The sequence below is a fragment of the Pantoea sp. MBLJ3 genome, assembly GCF_000816655.1.
Lineage (GTDB): Bacteria > Pseudomonadota > Gammaproteobacteria > Enterobacterales > Enterobacteriaceae > Pantoea > Pantoea eucalypti.
Genome location: NZ_JSUT01000004.1, coordinates 62,392 through 86,124 on the forward strand (window position 1 = coordinate 62,392; position 23,733 = coordinate 86,124).

22 protein-coding genes are annotated in these 23,733 nt (G+C 56.3%); 13 read left to right on the forward strand and 9 right to left on the reverse strand.

Going from position 1 to position 23,733, the window contains the following annotated elements:
- Nucleotides 1–318 precede the first annotated feature (318 nt).
- The 5 genes from NP77_RS05560 to NP77_RS05580 are packed head-to-tail and all read left to right on the forward strand — an operon-like array spanning nucleotide 319 to nucleotide 5,579.
- Nucleotides 319–888, forward strand: a complete 570-nt coding sequence (locus NP77_RS05560) for a spore coat protein U domain-containing protein (RefSeq protein WP_008925722.1) — start codon at nucleotides 319–321, stop codon at nucleotides 886–888.
- 46 nt (nucleotides 889–934) lie between these two features.
- Nucleotides 935–1,426, forward strand: coding sequence for a spore coat U domain-containing protein (locus tag NP77_RS05565; protein WP_008925723.1), 492 nt, complete (start codon nucleotides 935–937; stop codon nucleotides 1,424–1,426).
- Between the two features lie 25 nt (nucleotides 1,427–1,451).
- Nucleotides 1,452–2,150, forward strand: a complete 699-nt coding sequence (locus NP77_RS05570; RefSeq protein WP_008925724.1) for a molecular chaperone — start codon at nucleotides 1,452–1,454, stop codon at nucleotides 2,148–2,150.
- A 7-nt stretch (nucleotides 2,151–2,157) separates the two neighbouring features.
- Complete coding sequence (locus tag NP77_RS05575; protein WP_039659359.1) at nucleotides 2,158–4,605, forward strand: fimbria/pilus outer membrane usher protein; 2,448 nt, start codon at nucleotides 2,158–2,160, stop codon at nucleotides 4,603–4,605.
- Nucleotides 4,602–5,579 carry a spore coat U domain-containing protein gene (locus tag NP77_RS05580; protein WP_039659361.1) on the forward strand — a complete coding sequence of 326 codons (978 nt, stop codon included), beginning with the start codon at nucleotides 4,602–4,604 and terminating at the stop codon, nucleotides 5,577–5,579. The genes NP77_RS05575 and NP77_RS05580 overlap by 4 nt, the downstream gene beginning before the upstream one ends.
- On the opposite strand, the gene NP77_RS05585 is transcribed toward NP77_RS05580, so the two are convergent.
- From NP77_RS05585 to exbB, 3 genes are all read right to left on the reverse strand, one after another.
- Nucleotides 5,576–6,901 (reverse strand): MFS transporter, encoded by a 1,326-nt coding sequence (locus NP77_RS05585; protein ID WP_003848486.1) that lies wholly within the window; start codon nucleotides 6,899–6,901, stop codon nucleotides 5,576–5,578. The genes NP77_RS05580 and NP77_RS05585 overlap by 4 nt on opposite strands.
- A gap of 236 nt (nucleotides 6,902–7,137) precedes the next feature.
- Complete coding sequence (gene exbD, locus NP77_RS05590) at nucleotides 7,138–7,560, reverse strand: TonB system transport protein ExbD (protein WP_039659362.1); 423 nt, start codon at nucleotides 7,558–7,560, stop codon at nucleotides 7,138–7,140.
- Between the two features lie 6 nt (nucleotides 7,561–7,566).
- Nucleotides 7,567–8,289: a tol-pal system-associated acyl-CoA thioesterase gene (gene exbB / locus NP77_RS05595; protein ID WP_181162245.1), complete on the reverse strand. Its 723-nt coding sequence runs from the start codon at nucleotides 8,287–8,289 to the stop codon at nucleotides 7,567–7,569.
- A gap of 350 nt (nucleotides 8,290–8,639) precedes the next feature.
- Between exbB and NP77_RS05600 the strand changes: the two genes are divergently transcribed.
- The 5 genes from NP77_RS05600 (at nucleotide 8,640) to NP77_RS05620 (ending at nucleotide 13,628) form a co-directional block, all read left to right on the forward strand.
- A complete protein-coding gene (locus NP77_RS05600) occupies nucleotides 8,640–9,611 on the forward strand; it encodes a TRAP transporter substrate-binding protein (RefSeq protein WP_003848480.1) in 972 nt (323 codons plus the stop codon).
- A gap of 49 nt (nucleotides 9,612–9,660) precedes the next feature.
- On the forward strand, nucleotides 9,661–10,167 hold the full coding sequence (locus NP77_RS05605) for a TRAP transporter small permease (RefSeq protein WP_003848478.1): 507 nt from the start codon (nucleotides 9,661–9,663) through the stop codon (nucleotides 10,165–10,167).
- Nucleotides 10,168–10,180: 13 nt separating this feature from the next.
- Nucleotides 10,181–11,467: a TRAP transporter large permease gene (locus tag NP77_RS05610; RefSeq protein WP_003848476.1), complete on the forward strand. Its 1,287-nt coding sequence runs from the start codon at nucleotides 10,181–10,183 to the stop codon at nucleotides 11,465–11,467.
- Between the two features lie 133 nt (nucleotides 11,468–11,600).
- Nucleotides 11,601–12,791, forward strand: a complete 1,191-nt coding sequence (gene metC / locus NP77_RS05615) for a cystathionine beta-lyase (protein ID WP_039659364.1) — start codon at nucleotides 11,601–11,603, stop codon at nucleotides 12,789–12,791.
- A gap of 174 nt (nucleotides 12,792–12,965) precedes the next feature.
- Nucleotides 12,966–13,628 carry a DedA family protein gene (locus NP77_RS05620; protein ID WP_003848472.1) on the forward strand — a complete coding sequence of 221 codons (663 nt, stop codon included), beginning with the start codon at nucleotides 12,966–12,968 and terminating at the stop codon, nucleotides 13,626–13,628.
- A 50-nt stretch (nucleotides 13,629–13,678) separates the two neighbouring features.
- Here NP77_RS05620 and NP77_RS05625 read toward each other — a convergent pair whose 3' ends face one another.
- Nucleotides 13,679–14,587, reverse strand: coding sequence for an AraC family transcriptional regulator (locus NP77_RS05625; protein ID WP_008925731.1), 909 nt, complete (start codon nucleotides 14,585–14,587; stop codon nucleotides 13,679–13,681).
- Between the two features lie 204 nt (nucleotides 14,588–14,791).
- Here NP77_RS05625 and dkgA point away from each other — a divergent pair, with 204 nt between their 5' ends.
- Nucleotides 14,792–15,616: a 2,5-didehydrogluconate reductase DkgA gene (dkgA, locus tag NP77_RS05630; RefSeq protein ID WP_003848468.1), complete on the forward strand. Its 825-nt coding sequence runs from the start codon at nucleotides 14,792–14,794 to the stop codon at nucleotides 15,614–15,616.
- A gap of 99 nt (nucleotides 15,617–15,715) precedes the next feature.
- Here the strand turns inward: dkgA and ftsP are convergent, their stop codons facing one another.
- The 4 genes from ftsP to NP77_RS05650 form a co-directional block, all read right to left on the reverse strand.
- Nucleotides 15,716–17,146 (reverse strand): cell division protein FtsP, encoded by a 1,431-nt coding sequence (gene ftsP, locus NP77_RS05635; protein ID WP_003848467.1) that lies wholly within the window; start codon nucleotides 17,144–17,146, stop codon nucleotides 15,716–15,718.
- 141 nt (nucleotides 17,147–17,287) lie between these two features.
- The gene (locus NP77_RS05640; protein WP_003848465.1) at nucleotides 17,288–18,025 is read right to left on the reverse strand and encodes a 1-acylglycerol-3-phosphate O-acyltransferase; all 738 of its coding nucleotides are present in this window, start codon (nucleotides 18,023–18,025) and stop codon (nucleotides 17,288–17,290) included.
- Between the two features lie 45 nt (nucleotides 18,026–18,070).
- Nucleotides 18,071–20,344 (reverse strand): DNA topoisomerase IV subunit A, encoded by a 2,274-nt coding sequence (gene parC / locus NP77_RS05645; RefSeq protein WP_003848464.1) that lies wholly within the window; start codon nucleotides 20,342–20,344, stop codon nucleotides 18,071–18,073.
- Nucleotides 20,345–20,533: 189 nt separating this feature from the next.
- Nucleotides 20,534–21,298: a transporter substrate-binding domain-containing protein gene (locus NP77_RS05650; protein ID WP_052250633.1), complete on the reverse strand. Its 765-nt coding sequence runs from the start codon at nucleotides 21,296–21,298 to the stop codon at nucleotides 20,534–20,536.
- A gap of 167 nt (nucleotides 21,299–21,465) precedes the next feature.
- Between NP77_RS05650 and NP77_RS05655 the strand changes: the two genes are divergently transcribed.
- Both NP77_RS05655 and NP77_RS05660 read left to right on the forward strand, forming a co-directional pair.
- Nucleotides 21,466–22,047 (forward strand): NAD(P)H-dependent oxidoreductase, encoded by a 582-nt coding sequence (locus NP77_RS05655; protein WP_003848461.1) that lies wholly within the window; start codon nucleotides 21,466–21,468, stop codon nucleotides 22,045–22,047.
- A gap of 47 nt (nucleotides 22,048–22,094) precedes the next feature.
- The gene (locus NP77_RS05660) at nucleotides 22,095–22,403 is read left to right on the forward strand and encodes a putative quinol monooxygenase (protein WP_003848459.1); all 309 of its coding nucleotides are present in this window, start codon (nucleotides 22,095–22,097) and stop codon (nucleotides 22,401–22,403) included.
- 380 nt (nucleotides 22,404–22,783) lie between these two features.
- Here the strand turns inward: NP77_RS05660 and NP77_RS05665 are convergent, their stop codons facing one another.
- Complete coding sequence (locus NP77_RS05665; RefSeq protein WP_003848458.1) at nucleotides 22,784–23,683, reverse strand: LysR substrate-binding domain-containing protein; 900 nt, start codon at nucleotides 23,681–23,683, stop codon at nucleotides 22,784–22,786.
- Between the last annotated feature and the right edge of the window lie 50 nt (nucleotides 23,684–23,733).

Below are 23,733 nucleotides of genomic sequence, written 5' to 3' on the forward strand. Positions count from 1 at the left end.
ACCGAAGCGGAAAGCATGCCAGAGACCGAAAAAACAAAGAGTTTTCTTTTTCTTTCTTGCTTTTATGCCTTGCTGTTACTGGGTTATCGGCCACTTAGGCCATTTGATTAATGAAAAATAACTGGCAGGGCTTCGCGTAACGCTTTAACTGATCTATAGTAAGTAAAACTAATATAAATCATCATTCTTAAGTCTAAGATTTCCCTCAGGACAGTGGCACTAACCGCCTTGTAATTTTTATTTCATCATTTTGAGTTGAATCGTTAATAAACACCGGGTGAAAAAGCACTGACTCTCGATAATCCGTAAGGAAATATTATGAAACTCAAGCTTTTTCTGTGTGCCGCTGCAGGATTAACTGTCGCAATGACACCCTTAACCCAGGCGGCAACGACCTCCGGAACCATCAATGCCACGTTAACGCTGACCACGGGTTGCCTGGTAAACGGTCAGTCAGCTACGGCGGGCGTTAACTTCGGTACCCTGAATTTTGGTAGCAGTGCAGCGACCTTCGACACCCTGAACGCCACGCTGGTCGGTGCGGCGGGTAACGGTATTTTTGTCCGCTGTACCACGGGTCAGGACTATAACGTGGTGGTGACCAGCAGCAATACTGCGCCAGCGACCATTTATGGCACCGCCTCTGCATCACCACGTTATCTGGTTCTGGGATCGGATAATGCACAGGGCATCGCCTATACCCTCTACAGTGACGCCTCTTTTACCACGGCTATCGCCAACAATACGCCAATCGCCGCCAGTGGAACCACGGACCCAACACTGGGCACCAACTACGCCATTTATGGCCGGGTTGTTGGCGGCGGTTTTAATCCCCTGATTCCTGCCGGAACTTATACCGATACGATTAACGTTGCCGTGAACTATTAACGACTGTCGCAGGTAGATAAGGGTGGTTCTCTGGCGATCCAGCCTGATGATCGCATGCGGTCTGCCTCTGCTGATAAGGTGTTTCAGCGCCTGGGGTCTGCCCACCAGCACCTTTCAGGTCACGGCTTCTGTCGTGGCAGGCTGCGTAATATCCGGAACCAATACCGGTGTTTTCGGCACACTTAACTTTGGCACACAGTCTGGCGTGGCGGCCACTCCCGCCAGCGCCAGCTTTGTGCAGAGTACCTCGATAAATCTTGCCTGCACGCCGGGCACCACGCTGAGCATGAGCATTAATCAGGGCGCCAATTTCACCACCACCCGCAACCTGAAACTGCCCAACTTCAGCAATACCGTTCCCTATACGCTCTTTAGTAATGCCAGCCGCACCACGGTGATCCCGGTCAATCAGGCGGTGCCGCTGAGCTATAGCAATGCCAATAACATTACGCTGCCGATCTATGGCCAGCTGCAACTGCCCGGCACTGCGCGCGCCGGCGTTTATACCGATACGCTGACCGTCACCCTGAGCTGGTGAGGTGATAGAAAACAAGGATACGATCATGAAGCCACTGCGCGCCCTGCTGTTGCTGTTAAGTTCTCCCCTATTCCATGCAGCCTTTGCTGCTAACTCTGTGATGATATGGCCTATCGATCCCGCCATTAATCCTGAAGAGAAAGCCAGCGAACTCTGGCTGGAGAATCGCGGTAACACGACCACGATGATGCAGATCCGTGTTTTCAGCTGGCAGCAAATCAATGGACAGGAACAGTACCAGACCCAGCAGCGGGTGGTCGCCAGCCCGCCAATGGTGCGAATGGAGCCAGGACAAAAACAGCTGGTCAGACTGATTAAACAGACGCCGCCTGCGGCCGGTAAAGAGCAGGCTTATCGGGTGGTGCTGGATGAGATTCCCACGCCGCGCAATCCTGGCGAGAATCAGGCCGGACTGACCTTTCAGATGCGCTACTCAGTGCCGTTGTTCGTGTATGGCACCGGGCTCTCCACCGACAGTGCCCGTCCGGCTCTGCGCTGGCAACAGATTAGCGAGGGAGGCAAGCGCTGGCTGCAGCTGACCAACAGCGGCAATGGCCATGCCCGACTGAGCAATGTGACTATCGGCGGTCGCAAACTGGGCGACGGTTTATATGGCTATGTGCTCGCGGACAGCACATATCGCTGGCCACTCACCACGCCGGTCAGCGGCGAACTCACTGCAGAGGTCAACAAGAGCCCGTGGCGCAGCGCTGCCCAGAAATAAGCGCTGAATGAGACCTTTTTCCCTGCATCCCTGCGCGCTGACGGTAGCCAGCGTCATTTACGCCTTAACGCCGGATCCTGTGCTGGCGGAGACCTATTCATCCCTGCCTCCACCGCACAGCCTGCAGACCAGCAGCAGCGGTCAGCAATATATGCTGGAGCTGGTGATTAACCAGCAGGAAAACGGCAACATTGTGCCAGTCGAGCAGCGCAACGACCATTTCTGGCTGCGTAGCGGCGATCTGCAGCGTGCCGGTCTGCCACTGGATAAGCTGGGTGAGCAGGCGCAGATCGATGTCAGCAGCCTGCAATCCGTCAGTGTGGAATATGACGCCGCCCGTCAGCGGCTGCTGCTCACCGTACCACCGGAATGGCTTCCCGGTCAGGTGATTGGCGAGGCGAAGAACGGACCGCGCTATCCGGGGCGCACCAGCGCCGGCGCGCTGATTAACTACGATCTCTACGCCAGCCGTACCGATACCACCGGCACCCGGCTTTCTGCCTGGAACGAACTGCGCCTGTTCGGTGATGCCGGACACGTCTCTACCAACGGCGTCTGGCAGCAGCAGCTGGAAGGCAGCCCCGGTTATCAGGACAACGGTTATATCCGTTACGACAGCTGGTGGAGCAATGAAGATGAGAACGCGGTGATGAGCTGGCGGGTCGGGGATCTGGTGACTGACTCGCTTGCCTGGAGCAGCAGCATCCGACTCGGCGGCATCAGTGTGGGTCGCGACTTCAGCGTCCGTCCTGACCTGGTGACCTATCCGCTACCCGCCTTCTCTGGCCAGGCTGCAGTCCCCTCCACCGTCGATCTCTTTATCAATGGCTATCGCTCCGGTCAGGCAAATGTGCAGCCTGGCCCCTGGTCATTAACCAATGTGCCATTCGTCAATGGTGCGGGTGACGCGGTGATCACCACCACAGATGCGGTCGGCCGACGCGTCACCACCACCATGCCGTTTTATGTCTCCAGCAATCTGCTGAAATCGGGGCTGGCTGACTACGCTATCTCCGCCGGGGCGATTCGCGAAAATTACGGCATTAAAAACTTCGATTACGGTGCGGCTGCCGCCAGTGGCTCATATCGCTACGGCATGACCGACTGGCTGACGCTGGAGAGTCACGCCGAGGGCAGCGAAAATCTGGCGATGGGCGGGCTGGGAGGTCAGCTTCGGGTTGGCAGCTGGGGCGTGGTTAACGGCGCGGTGGCACAAAGTCATCTTGATGGCGACAGCGGCAGGCAATATAGCTGGGGCTATCAGTACAACAATCGCTGGTTCAACATCGGCACGCAGCAGACCCAGCGCAGCAGCGACTTTGGCAATCTGGCCCTGGTCGGCAGCCGTGCCGGTAGTCAGGCGGATAGCCGTTACACGCTATCGCGCCGCACTGCCCAATACAGCGCCAGCATCTCACTGAGCCGCTTTGGCAGCGTCGGCGCCGCCTTCATCGATATCACCGACGGCCAGGGCGATCGCACCCGCCTGTGGAACCTCTCATGGAGTAAGAATCTGTGGGGAAACAGCAGCCTCTATGTCTCCGCCAGCCGCGATCAGGAGGAGAAGAGCTGGACCGGTGCTCTCTCGCTGGTGATCCCGTTTGGCGAGCAGGGCAGCGCGGCGATCAGCACCGAGCGCGATCAACGCGGTCGCGATAGCCAGCGTCTCTATGCCTCCAGTGCCATGCCCAGCGACGGTGGATTCGCCTGGGATGCCTCATGGGCGAATCAGAGTGGCGACAGTGGCGACTACCGGCAGGGCAGTCTGCGCTACCGCAATAACCATATCGACACCTCGGGGGGCTTCTACGGTGATAATGACAATCTGACTCAGTGGGCCGATGTCGCCGGTGCACTGGTATTAATGGACAACAGCGTCTTTGCCGCCAACGCCATCAACGACGCTTTTGTGCTGGTGAAAACGGGCTATCCCGACGTTAATGTTCGCTATGAAAATCAGTCGATGGGACGCACTAACCAACAGGGCTATCTGCTGGTCCCCGCCATCAGCAGCTACTACCCGGCCAAATATGATATCGACACCCTCGACCTGCCCGCCGATATGACCACGCCCCATGTTGAGCAGCGTTTTGCGGTGAAACGTCAGAGCGGCTACCTGCTTAACTTCCCGGTGGAAAAACTGCGCTCTGCCAGCGTGATCCTGGTTGATGCACAGGGCCAGCCGCTGCCGGTCTCAAGCCTGGTACAGCGTGCGGATCATGCCACTGAGTATGTCGGCTGGGATGGCATCGTCTGGATGGAAAATCTCACTGCCAGAAACCCGATGGAGGTGGTGACGCCCGATGGCCGCCGCTGTGAAACCGAACTGCGCATCGCCAGCGGTCAGCCGCAGGCGCTGAAAACCTATGGCCCTCTGACCTGCGCGCTGCCCGCGCCCGCCGCAGGCAGCGCCGCCTCTCCCGCTGAATCTTTCACGTCCGGAACCCAACCATGATCAAATCTCTGTTATTGGCTGCCCTGCTGCTGACACTGCCGTCGCTGAGCTACGCCGCCTGCGGTCTGCCCGCGTCGACCGCCAGCTTCGGCTCGGTCACGACGTTTGTGGCGAATACCACCGTCAGCTCGGTGACCACTAACGCCAACGTCAACTGTGGCGCAGGCTCGGCGTTGTCACTGCTTGGCAATAACCAGATAACGTTTCAGCTGACCGGCGCGACCAATATCAGCGGCACACGGGGCGTCCTGAAACGCAGTGGTGACACCGGCAGCGATAATGTGCCAGTACGGCTCTGCACCGACAGCGCCTGCGCCAGCGAACTGACGATTGGCAGCACGCCGTTTGTTTACAGCTCACAAACCCTGATAAATCTGGCAGGTTTGCTGGGCAGTCTTAACTTTGCCCTTCCCGTCTATCTGCGCACTGTTCCCGGTCAGGTGGTTGCAGCGGGAACCTATTCCGTTACGCTAAATATGGCTGTGACTTACCGCATCTGCACCAGTATTGGCGTGGGTAATCTCTGTTTAAGCGAGCAGCAAGGCAGCGGCGTGATTCCGATTAACGTTACCGCTGTCCTCACCAACGATTGCACGACGATCACCGCACCCAACATCAGCTTTGGCAGTGCGCCGCTGGTGAGTAGCTTCTCCGATGTATCGCAGACCATTAACGTGCTGTGCAGTAAAGGCAGTACCTATACCGTCGGGCTGAACAATGGCAGTTATCCGGCGGGCAGCGTCAGGAACATGGCGAGCGGAGCGAACCGTCTGAGTTATGAGATTTATAAAAGTGCCACCAGCAATCGCTGGGGAGCGGCAGGCACTGAACGCTGGAGCAGTACCACCTCGACAGCGGTATCAGCGGATGGACTGACGCGCGGCTTTAACTACACCGCGCGCATCCTGACCACTCAGAACACGCCGCCTGCGGGAAATTACAGCGACAGCGTGGTCGTCGATTTATCGTTTTAAAGTGACGCGCTGACCGTCGTTGTGGCGCTGTGACGCCGCTGATACTGCTTCACCATCCGGCCAATCAACAGCGTACCGATCAGCCCGCAGACCGCCGCAAAGGTGAGCCAGACGCCAGGCATCGCTTTGTCACCGGTGGCGTGAATCAGATAGCTGGAGATGGCAGGTGTAAAGCCGCCAAATAGCGCCGTTGCCAGACTGTAAGCCATGGAGAAACCGGCAGCGCGCACTTCAGCAGGCATAATTTCTGCCAGATAAACCACCATCGCACCGTTATAGCTGGCATAGAGAAACGACAGCCACAGCTCAGCTTCCAGCAGGTGAGCGAAGCTGGCCGATCCCACCATCCAGTGAAGCACCGGCCAGGTGGTGGCAATCATCAGCAGGGTAAAAATAATCAGCAGCGGACGTCGTCCCACGCGGTCCGACAGCGTACCCATCAGCGGGAGCCAGAAGAGGTTGGAAACACCCACACAGAGCGTCACCAGAAACGCCTGCTTGTCGCTCATCATCAATACAGTTTTGCCAAAGGTCGGTGTAAAAGCGGTGATCATGTAGAACATCACCGTGGTGGTGACCACCATCAGCATGCCCGCCAGCACCAGCGCCCAGTTGCTGGCGACCGACCGCATGATTTCCGTCATGCTCGGGTGATGTTTACGTTTACTGAACGCTTCAGTCTCTTCCAGCATCCGGCGGATATAGAACAGGAACGGCACAATCAGACAGCCAACCACAAACGGGATACGCCAGCCCCACTCCGTTACCGCTTCTTTCGCCAGCAGATGATTCAGCATCAGGCCCAGCAGGGCAGCAAAGATCACCGCAATCTGCTGACTGCCCGACTGCCAGCTCACGAAGAAGCCTTTGCGTCCTTTGGGTGCAACTTCGGCCAGATAGACCGATACGCCACCCAGCTCAACCCCCGCCGAGAAGCCCTGCAACAGACGCCCCAGCAGAATCAGAATCGGTGCTGCCACGCCTAAGGTAGCGTAACCCGGTACCACCGCAATGGTCAGGGTACCAATCGCCATTAAGCCCAGCGTCAGCAACAGGCCTTTACGGCGCCCATGATGGTCGATGTAGGCACCTAAAATGATCGCCCCCAGCGGGCGCATCAGGAAGCCGGCACCAAAGGTCATCAGGGTCAGCATCAGGGAAGCAAACGGGTCATCACCCGGGAAGAAGGTTTTTGAAATGGCGGTTGCGTAGTAGCCAAACACCATGAAGTCGTACATCTCCAGGAAGTTACCACTGGTGACGTTGAAGATAGTTCGGGCAGCACTTTTCGGCGGCTTTTGTAAAGACGGGGTGTGACTCATAACGGCTTCCTATTGTTTTTTAGCCGTTTTAGCCTGACTGAAGCGGGATTAATGTGACGTGAGTCACCATTGCAATTTACAAATCTATGTACATAAGTAACAACCAATTAACAATCCGAATCAGGCAGCATAAGTGATCGGCTTGAGCACTGCTTGACCCGATTTTATGTGGTCAGAGAGCCAGCATAAAAAAAGGCGACCTCAATAGTCGCCTTCTAAGGATGCCCGATAATTCGCTATTCCTTCACGGTTTCCATGCCCATCAGCCCGATTTTCAGATAGCCCGCCGTGCGCAGTTTATCCATGACGCTCATCAGGGTTTCATAATCCACCGACTTGTCCGCCTGGAAGAAAATCGTCGTCTCTTTGTTGCCCTGCGTCTGGCTGGTCAGCACGTTCACCAGCGAGTCAGGCGTAACCTGATCGTTACCGACGTAGAGCTGCTTATCCGCTTTAATCGACAAATAAACTGGCTTCTCCGGGCGCGGCTGCGGCGCGCTGGTTGAGGCGGGCAGATTGACGCGCACGTCGACCGTCGCCAGTGGCGCGGCTACCATAAAGATGATCAGCAGAACCAGCATGACGTCGATAAACGGCGTCACGTTAATCTCATGCATTTCACCGTCGGTTTGCAGATCGTCGTTTAATCGCATGGCCATAACAGCTTACCCTAAGCGCAGTTTCTGGGCGGTCGCGGGACGTGGAACCTCTTTGGCCACAGTGCCCAGGTCGATGTCACGACTCTGCAACAGCATCACCTGAGCGGCAACATCACCCAGCGAGGCTTTGTAGTTAGCGATCATGCGGGCAAAGACGTTGTAGATCACCACCGCCGGAATCGCAGCGACCAGACCCACCGCCGTTGCCAGCAGCGCTTCGGCGATACCGGGAGCCACCACCGCAAGGTTCGTCGTCTGGGTTTTCGCAATACCGATAAAGCTGTTCATGATGCCCCAGACAGTGCCGAACAGACCAATAAACGGGGCGACAGAGCCGATGGTTGCCAGGAAGCCATTGCCCCGGCCTGCATGGCGGCTGAAAGCAGCCACGCGGCGCTCAAGGCGGAAACTGGTGCGATCTTTAATGCCGTTGGTATCTTCCACACCTGCCGACAATTCGAGTTCATTCTGCGCATCGTTCAGCAGCACGACGCTGTGGCTGTGACCGGTAAACGACTGAGCAATGCGGGCGGCGTCATTAAGACTACGGGCTTCGCCCAGCGCTAGTTGCTCACGCTTCAGGCGGCGCTTAGCGGCGCTGAGTTCAGCATATTTGCCGAAAAAGATTGCCCATGTCACGACCGATGCCAACAACAGGCCAATCATGACGACCTTTACCACGATATCGGCATGTTGATACATGCCCCAAACGGAGAGGTCCGTTTGCATCAAATCACTGGCTACCACGCTGCTTCTCCAACTTCTGATTCAGGGATGCGAAACAAGCGCGAATAATAGCAAAATGGCGGCGAATTGATAGTAGTTCTCATTAGTATTTACAAACCCAACTCTGGTCACAGACCTCGCTTTGACCAGCTTTACACACTTTCCGTCAGGGACGTTTCGAAAATGTGAAGCTGCATGAAAATTTATTAAAACAACGTTTCAAAATGTGACGCCATTCATTCAATCAACATTACTGCATTTTACTCAGACGCATTTTCACTATGCTGGCTCCACACGGCACTCTGCGGTTAGCCCAGACTCCAGGCCGTCCTACCTCTGCGGGAGACAAAATAATGAGACTGACAAAAACATGCCTGGCCAGTGCCCTGGCGGCAATCATGATAAGTTCCACCGCCACGGCACAGGTGATTAAAGTCGCTGAAGTGCAGCCAGCCGGCTATCCCACTGTGGTTGCCCTGCAACACATGGGCGACAAACTCAAACAGGCCACTGATGGACGGCTGGAGATGAAGATCTACGCCGGTGGCGTGCTGGGTGATGAAGACCAGACGCTGCAACAGGTGCAACTGGGCGCCATCGATATGATCCGCGTCTCACTGGCTCCGGTCACGTCTATCGCCCCGGAAACCAGCGTGCTCACCCTGCCCTACATTTTTCGCGACGTCGACCACATGCATAAAGTGCTGGATGGTGAGATAGGCAGCGAGATTGCCAGCAAGTTTGATAAGGATCCCAACGCCCGCATGGTCTTCCTGGGCTGGACGGATGCCGGTGAGCGCAACATGATCACCAAGAAGCCGCTGGCAAAACCCGACGATCTCAAAGGTATGAAGATCCGGGTGCAGAACAGCGCCATTTCACTGGCGACACTGAAAGCGATGGGCGCAAATCCGGTGGCAATGGGCGTCAGCGAAGTCTTTAGTGCGATGCAGACCGGCGTGGTCGATGGCACCGAGAACAACCCACCTACCTTTGTGGCCCATAACTACATGCCGGTCGCGAAGTACTACACCCTCACCGGCCACTTTATTCAGCCAGAGATGATTCTGTTTTCGAAACGCGCCTGGGATCGCCTGAAACCCGACGATCAGACACTGCTGAAAAAGCTCGGCAAAGAGGCACAGGATGAAGAGCGTCAGCTCTGGGCGACCTACACCGAACAGTCGATCGCCAAAATGAAGGCCGGCGGCGTGACCTTCCAGCAGACCGACCGCGACTACTTCGTTAAGGCTACCCAGCCGGTGCGCGATCAATTCGGCGGCAAATATCAGGATCTGATGACCCTAATCGCCGACGTGAAATAACCCTTCCCGCGCCACACTGCCGTGTGGCGTGCTTAATCAGGTATTAATTATGTCTGCTTATACGCGTCTGATGGATGGGCTTTATCTGCTGTGCATGCTGGTGGCCGCCGTGGCGCTGTTGATCATGGTGACGGTCATTCCTGTTGGCATCTTCGCCCGTTACGTGATGAACGGCGCACTCTCCTGGCCAGAACCGGTCGCCATTATCTGCATGATCATATTCACTTTTATCGGCGCGCCGGTCGGCTTTCGTGCCGGAACACATATCTGCGTGTCAATGGTCACCGATCGTCTGTCACCTGCCCGCCAGCGCCTGATGCTGCGGGTCTGCGATCTGCTGATGATCCTCACCTGCCTGGTGATCTTCCAGGCCAGTTACAGCCTGTGTGAAGCGATGTGGGTGCAGACGCTCGCCTCACTGCCGACGGTGACCTACGGCGAAATGTATCTGCCGATCCCGATTGGCGCGATCTTCACCCTGCTGTTTGTTGTTGAGCGATTGCTGACCGGCGATCAAAGTCAGCGACCCATTGTCACACTGGGCGGCACCCACTAATCCGGAGCAGAAGATGGATGCATTAATCTTGATAGGCAGTTTGCTGGTGTTGCTGTTGGTGGGGTTTCCGGTCGCGTTTGCGGTCGGCCTGAGCGCTTTTATCGGCGCCTGGTGGATCGATCTGCCCCTGGAAGCGGTGGTGATTCAGATAACTAATGGCATTAACAAATTTTCGCTGCTGACCATCCCGTTCTTTATTCTTGCGGGTGCGATCATGGCGGAGGGTGGGATTGCCCGGCGGCTGGTCAATTTCGCCTATATCTTTGTCGGCTTTATTCGCGGTGGCCTCTCACTGGTTAACATCGTCGCGTCGACCTTCTTTGGTGCTATCTCCGGATCGTCAGTCGCGGACACCGCTTCGATTGGTTCGGTGATGATCCCGCAGATGGAGGAGAAAGGCTATCCGCGTGATTTTGCCGCTGCGGTAACGGCCAGCGGCTCCGTTCAGGCCGTGCTGACGCCACCCAGTCACAACTCGGTGATTTACTCGCTGGCAACCGGCGGCATGGTCACCATCTCTTCGCTGTTTGTCGCAGGTATCCTGCCGGGACTGATGCTGGGAGGCTGCCTGATGGTGATGTGCCTGGGGTTCGCACGCAAACGCGGCTATCCCAAAGGCGAGCGCATTCCGTTTCGTCAGGCGCTGAAGATTTTCTTTGACGCGTTCTGGGGCCTGTTTACCGTGGTCATCATCATGGGTGGGATTCTCTCCGGTATTTTCACCGCCTCAGAGTCCGCGGCGATCGCCTGTATCTGGGCCTTTTTCGTCACCATGTTTATCTATCGCGACTTTAAATGGAATCAGCTGCATATCCTGCTGTTTCGCACCATTAAAACCGTCACCATCGTGATGGTGCTGATCGCTTTCGCCGCCGGGTTTGGTGCGGTGATGACGTTCATGCAACTGCCGACGATGATCACCGAAGCCTTTACCAGCCTCTCTGATAATAAATATGTGATTCTGATGTGCATCAACATCCTGCTGCTGGTGGTGGGCACGCTGATGGATATGGCGCCGCTGATTCTGATTCTCACGCCCGTATTGCTGCCGGTGGCGACCTCACTGGGCATTGATCCGGTGCACTTCGGCATGATCATGCTGACCAATCTCGGCATCGGACTGATTACGCCGCCGGTCGGCACAGTACTGTTTGTCGCCAGCGCGGTAAGTAAACAGAAGATTGAGCAGGTGGTCGGGGCGATGCTACCGTTCTACGGCATGCTGTTTATCGTTCTGATGCTGATTACCTATATTCCCGCCATTTCGCTCTGGTTACCGCGCCTGATGGGCGTGATGTAACGCAAAGAAAAACGGCCCGTGAGCGGGCCGTTTTTTTTCCTGCGATGCACTCTGATAATCACCATTGAGTCTCAACCCTGCTGGCTGTTTCGTGGTAACGTGAGAGCTTAGTCCGAAGCGGTAAAGGCGACTCATGACCACCAGAAAAATTGATACCACGCTCGTCAATGCAGGACGCAGCAAGCGTTATACCCAGGGCTCGGTGAACAGCGTGATTCAACGGGCCTCCTCACTGGTTTTTGATACCGTTGCGGAGAAAAAACGCGCCACCGCCGGTCGGGCAAAAGGTGAACTCTTTTATGGCCGTCGTGGCACCCTGACGCACTTTGCGCTGCAGGATGCGATGACCGAGCTGGAAGGCGGCGCAGGCTGCGTGCTCTACCCTTGCGGCGCGGCTGCCGTGGCCAATGCGATTCTGGCATTTGTTGAAGCGGGTGACCACGTGCTGATGAGTGGCGCGGTCTATGAACCGACGCAGGACTTCTGTACGAAAATTCTGGCTAAGCTGCAGGTTTCTACGGGCTGGTTCGATCACTGCATCGGCAGCGAAATCGGTGAACTGGTTCAGTCGAATACCCGGGTTGTTTTCCTGGAATCCCCCGCGTCTATCACCATGGAAGTTCAGGATATTCCAGCGATTGTGGCGGCTGTACGCGCCAAAGCGCCCGAGGCGATCATCATGATCGACAACACCTGGGCGGCCGGTATTCTGTTTAATGCGCTGGCGCACGGTATCGATATTTCCATTCAGGCCGGCACCAAATATCTGATTGGTCACAGCGATGCGATGATTGGTACCGCAGTCGCTAATGCGCGCTGCATCGACCAGCTGCGCGAGAACTCCTATCTTATGGGCCAGATGGCCGATGCCGATACCGCTTACATGGCAAGCCGGGGTCTGCGCACGCTGGGTACCCGTCTGCGCCAGCATGAAGAGAGCGCAATTCAGGTGGCAGAGTGGCTGGCGGCGCGTCCCGAAGTGGCGCGGGTGAATCACCCGGCGCTGGCGCAAAGCAAAGGTCATGAATTCTGGAAGCGCGATTTTAACGGTAGCAGCGGCCTGTTCTCATTTATCCTGCAGGAAAAATTAGACACACCCCAGCTGGCGGAATATCTCGATCACTTCCATCATTTCAGCATGGCTTACTCCTGGGGCGGCTATGAATCGCTGATCCTGGCGAATCAGCCGGAAGAGCTGGCAGAGATTCGTCCGGCGGGCGGTGTGGATTTCACCGGCACGCTGGTGCGGTTGCATATTGGCCTGGAGCATGTTGATGACCTGCTGGCTGACCTGGAAGCCGGTTTTTCGCGCCTGACGTGCTGAGTCGCTCAACAGAAAGTAAACAGAAGATAAACCGGGTCGCGGTGGCCCGCAGTGTTTGCCGGGCAGCGGCTCATTTGTTGTTAAAATTTATCCCGCATCGTTCAGATTGTTGGTGAGTTCACTGTACTGTCTGAACGCAGACGGATTGTTCCTTGTGACGTGATGGAATCGCTAATGGGTGTTTTACACGAGATTGTCCAGGCGCTCTGGCATCAGGATTTTGCCGCACTGGCAAATCCGGATGTGGTATGGGTAGTGTATGGCGTGATGTTTCTGACGCTGTTTCTGGAAAATGGTCTGTTACCCGCCTCTTTCCTGCCGGGAGACAGTCTGCTGTTGCTGGCAGGCGCGATGGTGGCTAAAGGGGTGATGGATTTTGTACCGACCATGGTGATCCTGACGACAGCTGCCAGCCTCGGCTGCTGGCTGAGCTATTTGCAGGGTCGCTGGCTGGGCAATACCCGACTGGTTAAGAGCTGGCTGATGCATCTGCCCGCGCAGTATCACCAGCGCGCCTGGAATATGTTTAACCGTCACGGTCTGATGGCGCTGCTGGTCGGCCGCTTCCTCGCGTTTATCCGCACCATCCTGCCTACCATGGCGGGCATTGCGGGCTTACAGAACAGTCGTTTTCAGCTGTTTAACTGGCTCAGCGGTCTGCTGTGGGTCGGCATTGTGGTGACCTTTGGCTATGGCATCAGCCAGGTGCCGTTCATCAAGCGTCATGAAGATCAGGTGATGGCGATTCTGATGATACTGCCGATGGTGTTGCTGGTGCTCGGTCTGTTCGGCAGCATTCTGGTGATCTGGAAACAGCGTCGCCAGAAACGCGCCTGACGTGCCCACAGCCTCGGGATCCGCCGCCTCCTGGCGGCCGGATCGGCGACCTACAAAGAGGAATCCGTCACCGTCTGCCTGACACGATTAACCTCTTCCCCCGGCGTCACGCCAAAATAACGTTTAAATTCCCGCGAGAACTGCGAAGGACTTTCATAGCCAACCCGCACCGCCGCCGCACTCGCTTTCAGTCCATCGTGCAGCATCAGCAATCGCGCCTGATGCAGGCGATAGCGCTTGAGATACTGTAGTGGCGAGGTTTGCGTTACCGCTTTGAAGTTATGGTGAAAGGCTGAAACGCTCATGTTCACTTCTGCCGCCAGCGCATCGACGCTGAGGTTTTCCGCATAGTGATTCTCAATCCGCCGGAGGGCGCGCGCGATCAGGCTGAACTGCGTCTGTCGGCTCACCAGTGAGAGCAGTGCGCCGCCAATCGGGCCGGTCAGCACATAGTAGATAATTTCCCGCACGATGTGCGGCCCCAGCACCCGCGCATCGCGCGGCTGGGTCATCACATCCAGCAGTCGCTCAGCGGCACACAGCATCGGCTCCGTCAGCCAGGCCGAGTGAATGCCCGAGGTCTGTGGCTGCGGCTGAAACTGATCGTCATCACCAATTTCAATCAGCAGATCCTGCAGACTGGCGGTATCGACGTTGAGGCACAGCCCGGCAATGGGTATCTCCGGCGAAGCCCAGGTTTCGCACTCCACCGGCAGCGGCACGGTGAGCATCAGATACTTGCTGGCGTCATACTGAAACACGGTGCTGCCGAGATAACCGGTTTTGCTGCCCTGAAACAGGATCACAATGCCGGGCTGATACATCATCGGCGTACGCGGACGATATTGATTCGCATAAATCAGCGACACATTTTCGACCGGACAGAGACGGTCGTGACCGTGGGTCATTAACGTGACGACCTGCTGTGCCAGCCGGTGACACAGTGCATCGTGCGCCATAGCGACTCCTTTTTCGGACAAAAAGCCAGTTTGCCGTGCGAATGCCTGAATCGCCAGCAGCCAGGAGAATCAGGCAATAAATTTACCGAATCGGGCATAAGACCAGGCGTGCTGTTATCGACTGAGCTAAGCAGGCTGAGAATTGTTGGCTAGACTTAAGCACAGTGAAATCTCACGGATTAACCGCAACGGAAAGGAGCAACTATGGCAGACCAACCCATTATCAAACTGCGCGATGGCAATATGATGCCGCAACTGGGACTCGGCGTATGGCAGGCCAGCATCGAAGATGCACGTCATGCGGTGCTGAAAGCGCTTGAGGTCGGCTATCGTTCCATCGATACTGCCGCCGCCTATAAAAATGAAGAGGCGATTGGCCAGGCGCTCCAGGAAACCGACGTGCCACGCGAAGAGATTTTCGTGACCACCAAACTGTGGAACGACGATCAGCAGAACGTTCAGCAGGCGATGGAAACCAGCCTGGAAAAACTGAAACTGGATCAGGTTGATCTCTATCTGATGCACTGGCCGTGCCCGGAAAAAGACAACTACGTTGATGCCTGGAAGAAGATGATCGAACTGCAGCAGCAGGGGCTGACCAAAAGCATCGGCGTCTGTAACTTCCATGAAGCGCACCTGAAGCGCCTGCTGGATGAAACCGGTGTGACGCCAGTCGTAAACCAGATTGAGCTGCACCCGATGCTTCAGCAGCGTACGCTGCATGCATGGAACGCGCTGCATCAGATCCAGACCGAATCCTGGAGTCCGCTGGCTCAGGGCGGCAAAGGGGTCTTCGATCAGGAGATCATTAAGTCGCTGGCGAAGAAATACAGCAAGACACCTGCGCAGATCGTGATCCGCTGGCATCTGGATAGCGGCCTGGTGGTGATTCCGAAGTCGGTGACGCCAGCGCGTATCGAAGAGAACTTTAAGGTGTTCGACTTCCGTCTGGATAAGCATGAAGTGAGTGATATTGCGAAACTGGACAGCGGCAATCGTCTGGGTCCGGATCCGGAGACGTTTAACTAAGGGGATGCGTCGCCCGGTGATGCGTACACGCTGCCCTGGAACTGCAGAGTAGCGTGTAATTAACGCGGTCAGGCCGGTCTTTCCAGCCTGACCGCGCTGTTATGAAGTGGGCTGCACCTCAAGCTGCCCCGCCGTACCCCGATCGGCCAGTTCCAGCGTCTGGCTGTAATAGACGAACGGGAAATGATCGGATGAGCTTTGCGGGAAGGTGACCATCAGCTCCACGCTGCCATCCACCCAGACCGTATCTTTCCAGCCACGATCTTCGCCCATCGGCTGCGCCCCATTCACGCTTTTAATCAGGAACATCACGCCCTGAATATGCAGTGACTGTGGCCGGTCAGCGTGCAGGATCCAGCGTTCAAAGGTGCCCTGCTGCGCGGTCGTGTCAATGCGGTTCATATCCCAGAGCGCGCCATTAATGCCCGGCATGCTGTCGCCAATGCGGAATTCGCGCGTGCGAACCGCCACACCATCCAGAATCTGATCGGCCAGCAGCCGCATTGGCAGATTATCTGTCACCAGCGGCAGTAAGCCGGTGGGTCGCAGCGTCAGGATCAGGGTAGAGGTAAGAATAGAGGATGGCTCAAAGAAACCGCGCAGCCTGTCCATGATGCCCGCCGCCGTACCCGCCGTTATCGACACTTCATCACCCTGCGACATATCTATCAGCACTTCGCGGCGTTCGCCCGGTGCCAGTGACAGACGCTGCACCGCCACCGGTGCAGGCAGATAGCCCTGATCGCTGGCGATGACCATAAACGGACGGTTGTCGCTTAGCACCATCTCATAACGTCGCGCATTTGAGGCGTTCAGCAAGCGCAGACGCACCCAGCCGCGTGACACCTCGACAAAGGGATTGCGTACGCCATTCACCAGCAGAGTATCACCCAGGAAGCCGCCATCCTGTGGCGGGTCATAGACTGGCGTGGCGAAGTTATCGAGCCGTTTGTCCTGAATGATAATCGGGAAGTCATCGACACCGTAATGCTTCGGCAGCGGCAGCTGTTTGCCGATATCATCTTCTACCAGCCACATGCCCGCCAGACCATTATAAATGTGCGGAGCCATGCGGTTTGGGGTATTAGCGTGATACCAGCAGGTTGCAGCCGCCTGACGAATCGGCAGCACTGGCGACCAGTCCACACCAGCCGACATCATACGTGGCGCACCGCCCATTAACGCCCCTGGCAGCTGCAAACCGCTGACCGTCATGGAGACTGACTCATTCAGCCGATTGCTGTAGATCAGCTTAACGTCATCGCCGCTGTAAACCCGAACGGTCGGCCCCAGATAGAGGCCATTAATGCCCCATACCGGCACTTTGTTATTGTCACCATTAAAGGACCAGTGGCTGCGCTGCATCGTCAGAAACAGCGGCTGGCCACGACGGGATTCCAGTAACGGCGGAATGGGCAGTGGCGTATCGCCATTAGCTGGAGAAGCGGCGCGCGCCGCATGAGGTAGTACACTGGCGCTAAGCGCCGCTCCAGCAGAAAGCTGGATGAACTGACGTCTGCTGAAAGACATAAAACTTCTGACCCTTTACGCGTGGCGCTGAGCGCCGACCCTGTTTTTATTGATCTGTTTTGCTGTGCTGCGTTCACGACGAGCCGGTAAAGGCTCGCCGGGTTGCATCCCTGCAGATGAGTTCGGCGAGTGATTCGCCGGTCAGATTTTTCCGTTTTTTTCGCGTTCGGCGACTTCGGCGTTCAACTCTTCCAGCTTTGCCGCCATCTGTTCGCGACAGTGGGTTGCCAGCTTACGTACCGACGACGACTCGAAAGCTTTAACATCAACCGGTGGCAGCATTTCAACGATGACCAGTCCATTGTTCCAGCGGTTAAGATTGATCTTGCCGTGTGTGTTCGAGACCACAATCGGAATGATCGGCACACCGGCCGCCACGGCAGCGTGGAAGGCACCCGTTTTAAACGGCAGCAAGCCACGACCACGACTGCGCGTCCCTTCCGGGAACATCCAGATCGAGATGCGCTTGCTGTTGAACTGATCCACCAGCTCACCGATGGTGCCGCGCGCTTTAGCCCGGTCATCGCGATCAATCAGCAGATTACCGGTCAGCCAGTAGAGCAGGCCAAAAAACGGCACCCACAGCAGGCTCTTCTTGCCCACGGTGACCGTATAGGGCTGCACCATTTTAGCCGCAGTGACCATGTCGTAGTTGTTCTGGTGGTTGGCGATGTAGATCGCATTACCATAATTCTCTGCGCCTTCCGGTCTGCGCAACTCTACTTTCAGGCCAAACACCGTCGACAATTTGCCGAACAGACGACCAAACGTCGCGACGTGGCGCGGATCGCGGGGTGAAAAAAGACACCAGATACAGCCAAAAATACAGATTAAAATCGAATAAATGATGACGATAATGGCACGCAGAATCAGTAACATAGTTCCCTCATTGAGCCACGGCTGACGCAGGGTCAGCCGGGTAGTTTACGCTTCGCTATCCGGGCTCGCCGGACGCGCAGGCGCATCCAGTTCAACACGATCAATTTTTTGCAGGCCGCGCGGTAACAGCGTGCCGCGACGTCCGCGATCGGCGCGGAATTTCTGGAGTTCTTCACTGCGCAGCAGCATTTTACGCTTGCCCACGTGCAGCGTGATAGCGCTGCCCGGCGGCAGAATCATCAGCCAGGCCAGTTTATCCTGACCGGCAGCCGCTTCCGCTGACGGAATCGAGATGATTTTATTGCCCTTGCCTTTCGACATTTGCGGCAGTTCGCCAACCGGGAACATCAGCATCCGTCCCGCCTGTGTAATCGCCAGTAGCATGTCATCTTCATGATGGACGGCCATCGGCGTCATCACGCGGGCATTTTCCGGCAGCGTCAGCAGCGCTTTACCGGCGCGGTTACGTGATACCAGATCGCTGAAAGTACAGATAAAGCCGTAGCCTGCATCAGAAGCCATCAGCAGACGCTGGTCATCCGGCTCCATCAGCACCTGTTCAACGACGGCACCCGGCGGTGGCGTCAGCTTGCCGGTCAGCGGCTCGCCCTGACCGCGCGCGGAAGGCAGTGATGTCGGATCCAGCGTGTAGCTGCGGCCGGTGGAGTCGATAAAGGCCACCGGCTGATTGCTCTTGCCGCGTGCCGCAGCAAGATAGCTGTCGCCCGCTTTGTAGCTCAGTCCGGCCGGATCGATATCGTGACCTTTGGCGCTGCGCACCCAGCCCATCTGCGACAGCACAATGGTGACCGGTTCAGACGGCACCAGCTCGGTTTCGCTCAGCGCTTTGGCTTCTTCACGCTCACGCAGTGGTGAACGGCGATCGTCGCCGTAACTGGCGCTATCAGCCTGTAACTCTTTTTTCAGCAGGGTGTTCATCTTGCGTTCAGAGGCCAGCGTGGCCTGCAGCTGATCGCGCTCTTTTTCCAGATCCGCCTGCTCGGCACGGATCTTCACCTCTTCGAGCTTCGCCAGGTGACGCAACTTCAGTTCGAGGATCGATTCGGCCTGGGTTTCGCTGATGCCAAAACGTGACATCAGAACCGGCTTCGGCTCATCCTCAGTACGGATGATGTCGATGACTTCATCAATGTTCAGGAACGCAACCAGCAATCCTTCCAGGATATGCAGGCGGCGCAGCACGCGATCCAGTCGGTAATTAAGACGACGCTTGACCGTGTCGCGGCGGAACACCAGCCACTCGGTCAGGATCTCATGCAGGTTTTTCACCGCCGGGCGGTTATCCAGCCCGATCATGTTGAGGTTAACGCGGTAGCTTTTCTCAAGATCGGTGGTGGCGAACAGATGGTTCATTATCTGATCGAGATCGACACGATTGGAGCGTGGCACGATCACCAGACGGGTCGGGTTCTCATGGTCAGACTCATCACGCAGATCCTCAACCATTGGCAGCTTTTTATTGCGCATCTGGTTAGCAATCTGTTCCAGCACGCGTGCGCCGGAGACCTGATGCGGCAGCGCGGTAATGACCGCCTCACCCTCTTCCTTTTTCCATACCGCACGCTGGCGAATAGAGCCGCGACCGGTCTGATACATTTTACGGATCTCGTCACGCGGCGTAATGATCTCCGCCTCGGTCGGGTAATCCGGTCCCTGAACGATATCCAGCAGCGCTTCCAGCGTCGTTTTTGGTGCGTCAATCAGCGCAATGGCGGCCTGAGCGACTTCGCGCAGATTATGCGGCGGAATATCGGTCGCCATACCGACGGCAATGCCGGTAGTGCCATTGAGCAGGATATTAGGCAGACGCGCCGGCAGAATTTTTGGCTCCTGCAGCGTGCCGTCAAAGTTCGGCTGAAATTCCACCGTTCCCTGGCCTAGCTCACCTAACAGCAGCTCGGCATATTTTGACAGGCGTGATTCGGTGTAACGCATGGCTGCAAACGACTTGGGATCATCCGGTGCACCCCAGTTACCCTGTCCATCGACCAGCGTATAACGGTAAGAGAACGGCTGCGCCATTAATACCATCGCTTCATAACAGGCGCTGTCGCCATGCGGATGGTATTTACCCAGCACATCACCCACGGTGCGCGCGGATTTTTTAAATTTGGCGCTGGCATTGAGACCCAGTTCCGACATGGCGTAGATAATGCGTCGCTGTACAGGCTTCAGCCCGTCACCGATATAAGGCAACGCGCGGTCCATGATGACGTACATCGAATATTTTAAATACGCATCCTCGGTAAAGGTATGCAGGGCAAGACGCTCTGCACCATCCTGCGTCAGTTCACTCATGAATTTCTCATCCTCACATCGTGGCCCACAACGGCGGGACACCCGGCGGTGGTTTGGCGAGGATAGTACCTTATTCGCCAGTGTTAGTCACAGGGGAAGCGCGGGACAGCAGGCGTCACTCAGCGCGATTTCAGTCGCCGGAAGTACCTGATTCTCGCGCCAGGTGCATGGACTCTCAGCGCGAGTGCGTCAGGGCTTTGCGCCCATCCACTGGCGGGCAATATCACGATATTCGCCGGTGGCGGTGCTGAGATGCACCCACTGGTCGACATAGAGCTTCCAGCTGATATCGTCACGCGGAATCATATAAGCCTTCTCGCCATACTGTAGCGGTTTGTCGGGATTGATCGCACAGAGCGTCGGGTAATGCTGCTGCTGAAAACGCGCTTCAGAGGCATCGGTAATCATCACATCCGCCTTTTTATCCACCAGTTGCTGGAAGATGGTGACGTTATCGTGGAACAGCGTCAGTGAGGCTTTCGGCAGGTGGCTGTGTACAAAGGCTTCGTTGGTGCCGCCCGCCGGTTCAATCAGCCGCACCTCAGGCCGGTTGAGCTGTTCAAGGGTCTGGAAGCGATCTTTATCTGTGCAGCGCACCAGCGGGATTTTGCCATCCACATCCAGCGGCCGGGCGAACCAGGCGGTCTGCTGACGTTTCAGCGTGACGGAGACGCCGCCGACGGCGATATCACACTGTTTTGCCAGAAAGTCAGGCATCAGGGTTTTCCAGGTGGTCGGTACCCACTCCACTTTCGCGCCGAGCGACATCGCCAGTGCGTTCGCCATGCTGATATCCAGCCCTTCATACTGACCATCCGGGCGAAGAAAGCTGTAAGGCTTGTAATCCCCGGTGGTGCAGACCCTGAGCGTTTTAGAACTGAGAATGGTGTCGAGATGAGATTGTGCCTGGACCGCACTGCTGGCCAGCAGTAAAGAGAAAACGATTTTTTTCATTTTGATGTTTTCTTGACTGTTTTCATAGTGAGTTTGCCCAACGATGGTGCCATAAACCGGCGTATTGTTGCTGCCACAGCAAAAGTGTTGTGATCTACCTCCCATTTTTCCGGGAATGGCGCACGTGTAAGCTAGGCGACATATTCAGAAAACGAGGCAACCTGTGCATGAGCAAGATTTTAATTATTGATGGCGGCAAAACGTTTGCCCACTCTAAAGGTGAACTGAACCACACCCTGACCGATGTTGCAGCCAGTCAGCTGCGTGATATGGGCCATGAAGTGTCAGTGACCGTGGCCGACAGCAACTACGTGATTGCCGATGAAGTGCAGAAATATGTCGACAGCGATGTCGTGATTTATCAGATGCCGGGCTGGTGGATGGGCGAACCCTGGACCGTGAAGCGTTACATTGATGAGGTCTTTACCGAAGGTCACGGCTCGCTCTACGCCAGCGATGGCCGAACCCGTTCTGATGCGGCGAAGAAGTACGGTTCCGGCGGTCTGCTGCAGGGCAAAAAATATATGCTGTCACTGACGTGGAATGCGCCGCTACAGGCTTTTACTGACCCGGAGCAGTTCTTTGAAGGTGTTGGCGTCGATGGTCTCTATCTGCACTTCCACAAAGCCAACCAGTTCCTGGGAATGGAAGCGCTGCCGACCTTTATCTGCAACGATGTGATCAAAGCACCGGACGTGCCGCGTGATATTGCCGCTTATCGGACCCATCTTAGCCGCGTTTTTGCGTAAGATGATGAGGGGCTACCCCTATTTTCCCACGAAAGAGGAATTCACGAATGTTAACCGTCGTTGCTGAAATTTGTGTTAAACCCGGTCGCCGTCAGGCCGTGCTGGATGCGGTGAAAAAGCTGATCCCGCTGGTGTTAGAAGAAGATGGCTGCCATCAGTATGACGCGTTGCTGGACCATCAGGCGCAGGTGCCGTGGAAGCAGAACTCGCCGGACTCCATTTTCATGTTAGAGCAGTGGGAAAGCCTGCGCCATCTTGAGCAGCATCAGCAGATGCCGCACATGGATGCGCATCGCAGCATCATTAAAGATGATGTGGTGGATGTGAAGATTCTGGTGCTGGAACCCAGCGCCTGATTAGTGCTGAAGGCTTTACTGCGGTTGTGTAGCTGGGGTTAAGGCTGGGGATAAATTCCGGCCACCGTCGCTGTGAGATCGAGCTGGCACAGGGATCAGGGTCAGATCGGAAAAACGCAAAAGCCGTCATCCATGACATGCCCGGCCCGCGCGATTACGCACCTCATCCCTGAGGTGCGCCCGTTACCGGGCCAACGCGTTGCGTTGTTCAAAAACGCTCCCGGCGTTTTTGTCCCAGGCCGCGGGACGTTTTCCTCCTCTGACCCTGGCCCCTGCGCGCTGAGCGAATGCATTGCGGTCAGATGTGCCCGAATGCGTAATTGTCATCTATCTGAACCTCTGTCCTGCGACAGAGGTTTTTTTGTTTCTGGCAGACCGGCTTACAGCAGTTGCCGCCGATCAATCTCACTGCGAAGAAAATCCAGAAAGCAGCCGATGCGCGAAGAGAGCGTGGTGTTTCGGTAATAAACCGCATGCACCGGCAGGCGCAGATCGCGGGTTTCCGCGGAGAGTACAGGCACCAGCCGGCCAGTGGCGCAATCTTCCCGGCTGAAAAAGTCGGAGATACGCGCAATGCCCTGTCCCGCCAGCGCCAGCTGCCGGATGGTTTCGCCACTGGAAGCTGAGATAGTCGGCTTAATACGCATGAAATCACCATCAGGCTGCAGGACCGGCCAGACGTTGAGGGATTCAGGATGACTAAAGCCGATTTTTTGATGCTGTGCGAGATCGGCCACGCTTTGTGGCGTGCCCGCTTTTGCCAGATAGGCCGGACTGGCCATCAGCTGAATCGCACTGCTGCCGAGCAGCCGTGCATGTAATGTAGAGTCACGCAGTTCACCGATACGAATAGCAATGTCCGTCTGCTGCTCAAGCAAATCGATCATAATATCGTCGGTATTCAGCTCAAGCTGGATCAGCGGATAACGGGCGCGGAAATCGTCTACCAGCGGCACAATCACATGCAGCATGAAGGGTGTTGCAGCGTTCACCCGAAGCCGTCCTGACGGCATCTCGCGCCGCAGGGCAATCTGCTCTTCGGCCTGCTCAACGGAGGCCAGGATCTGGCGCGCATGCTCCAGAAAAACCTGACCCTCTTCGGTCAGCGCCAGCCGTCGGGTAGTGCGATGCAACAGCGTGGTCTGCAGCTTGCTCTCCAGCCGGGAGAGTGCCCGGCTGATGCCTGAACTGGTCTGCGCCAGCTGGGATGCCGCCGCAGTAATGGAACCACTGTCTACCACCGCTACCCAGGCACGTAGCTCTTCCAGGGTAATTTTCACAAGATTGCTGTCTCTGCTCTCTAAATCAGCCAGGTTCGATGAAGGTGTAC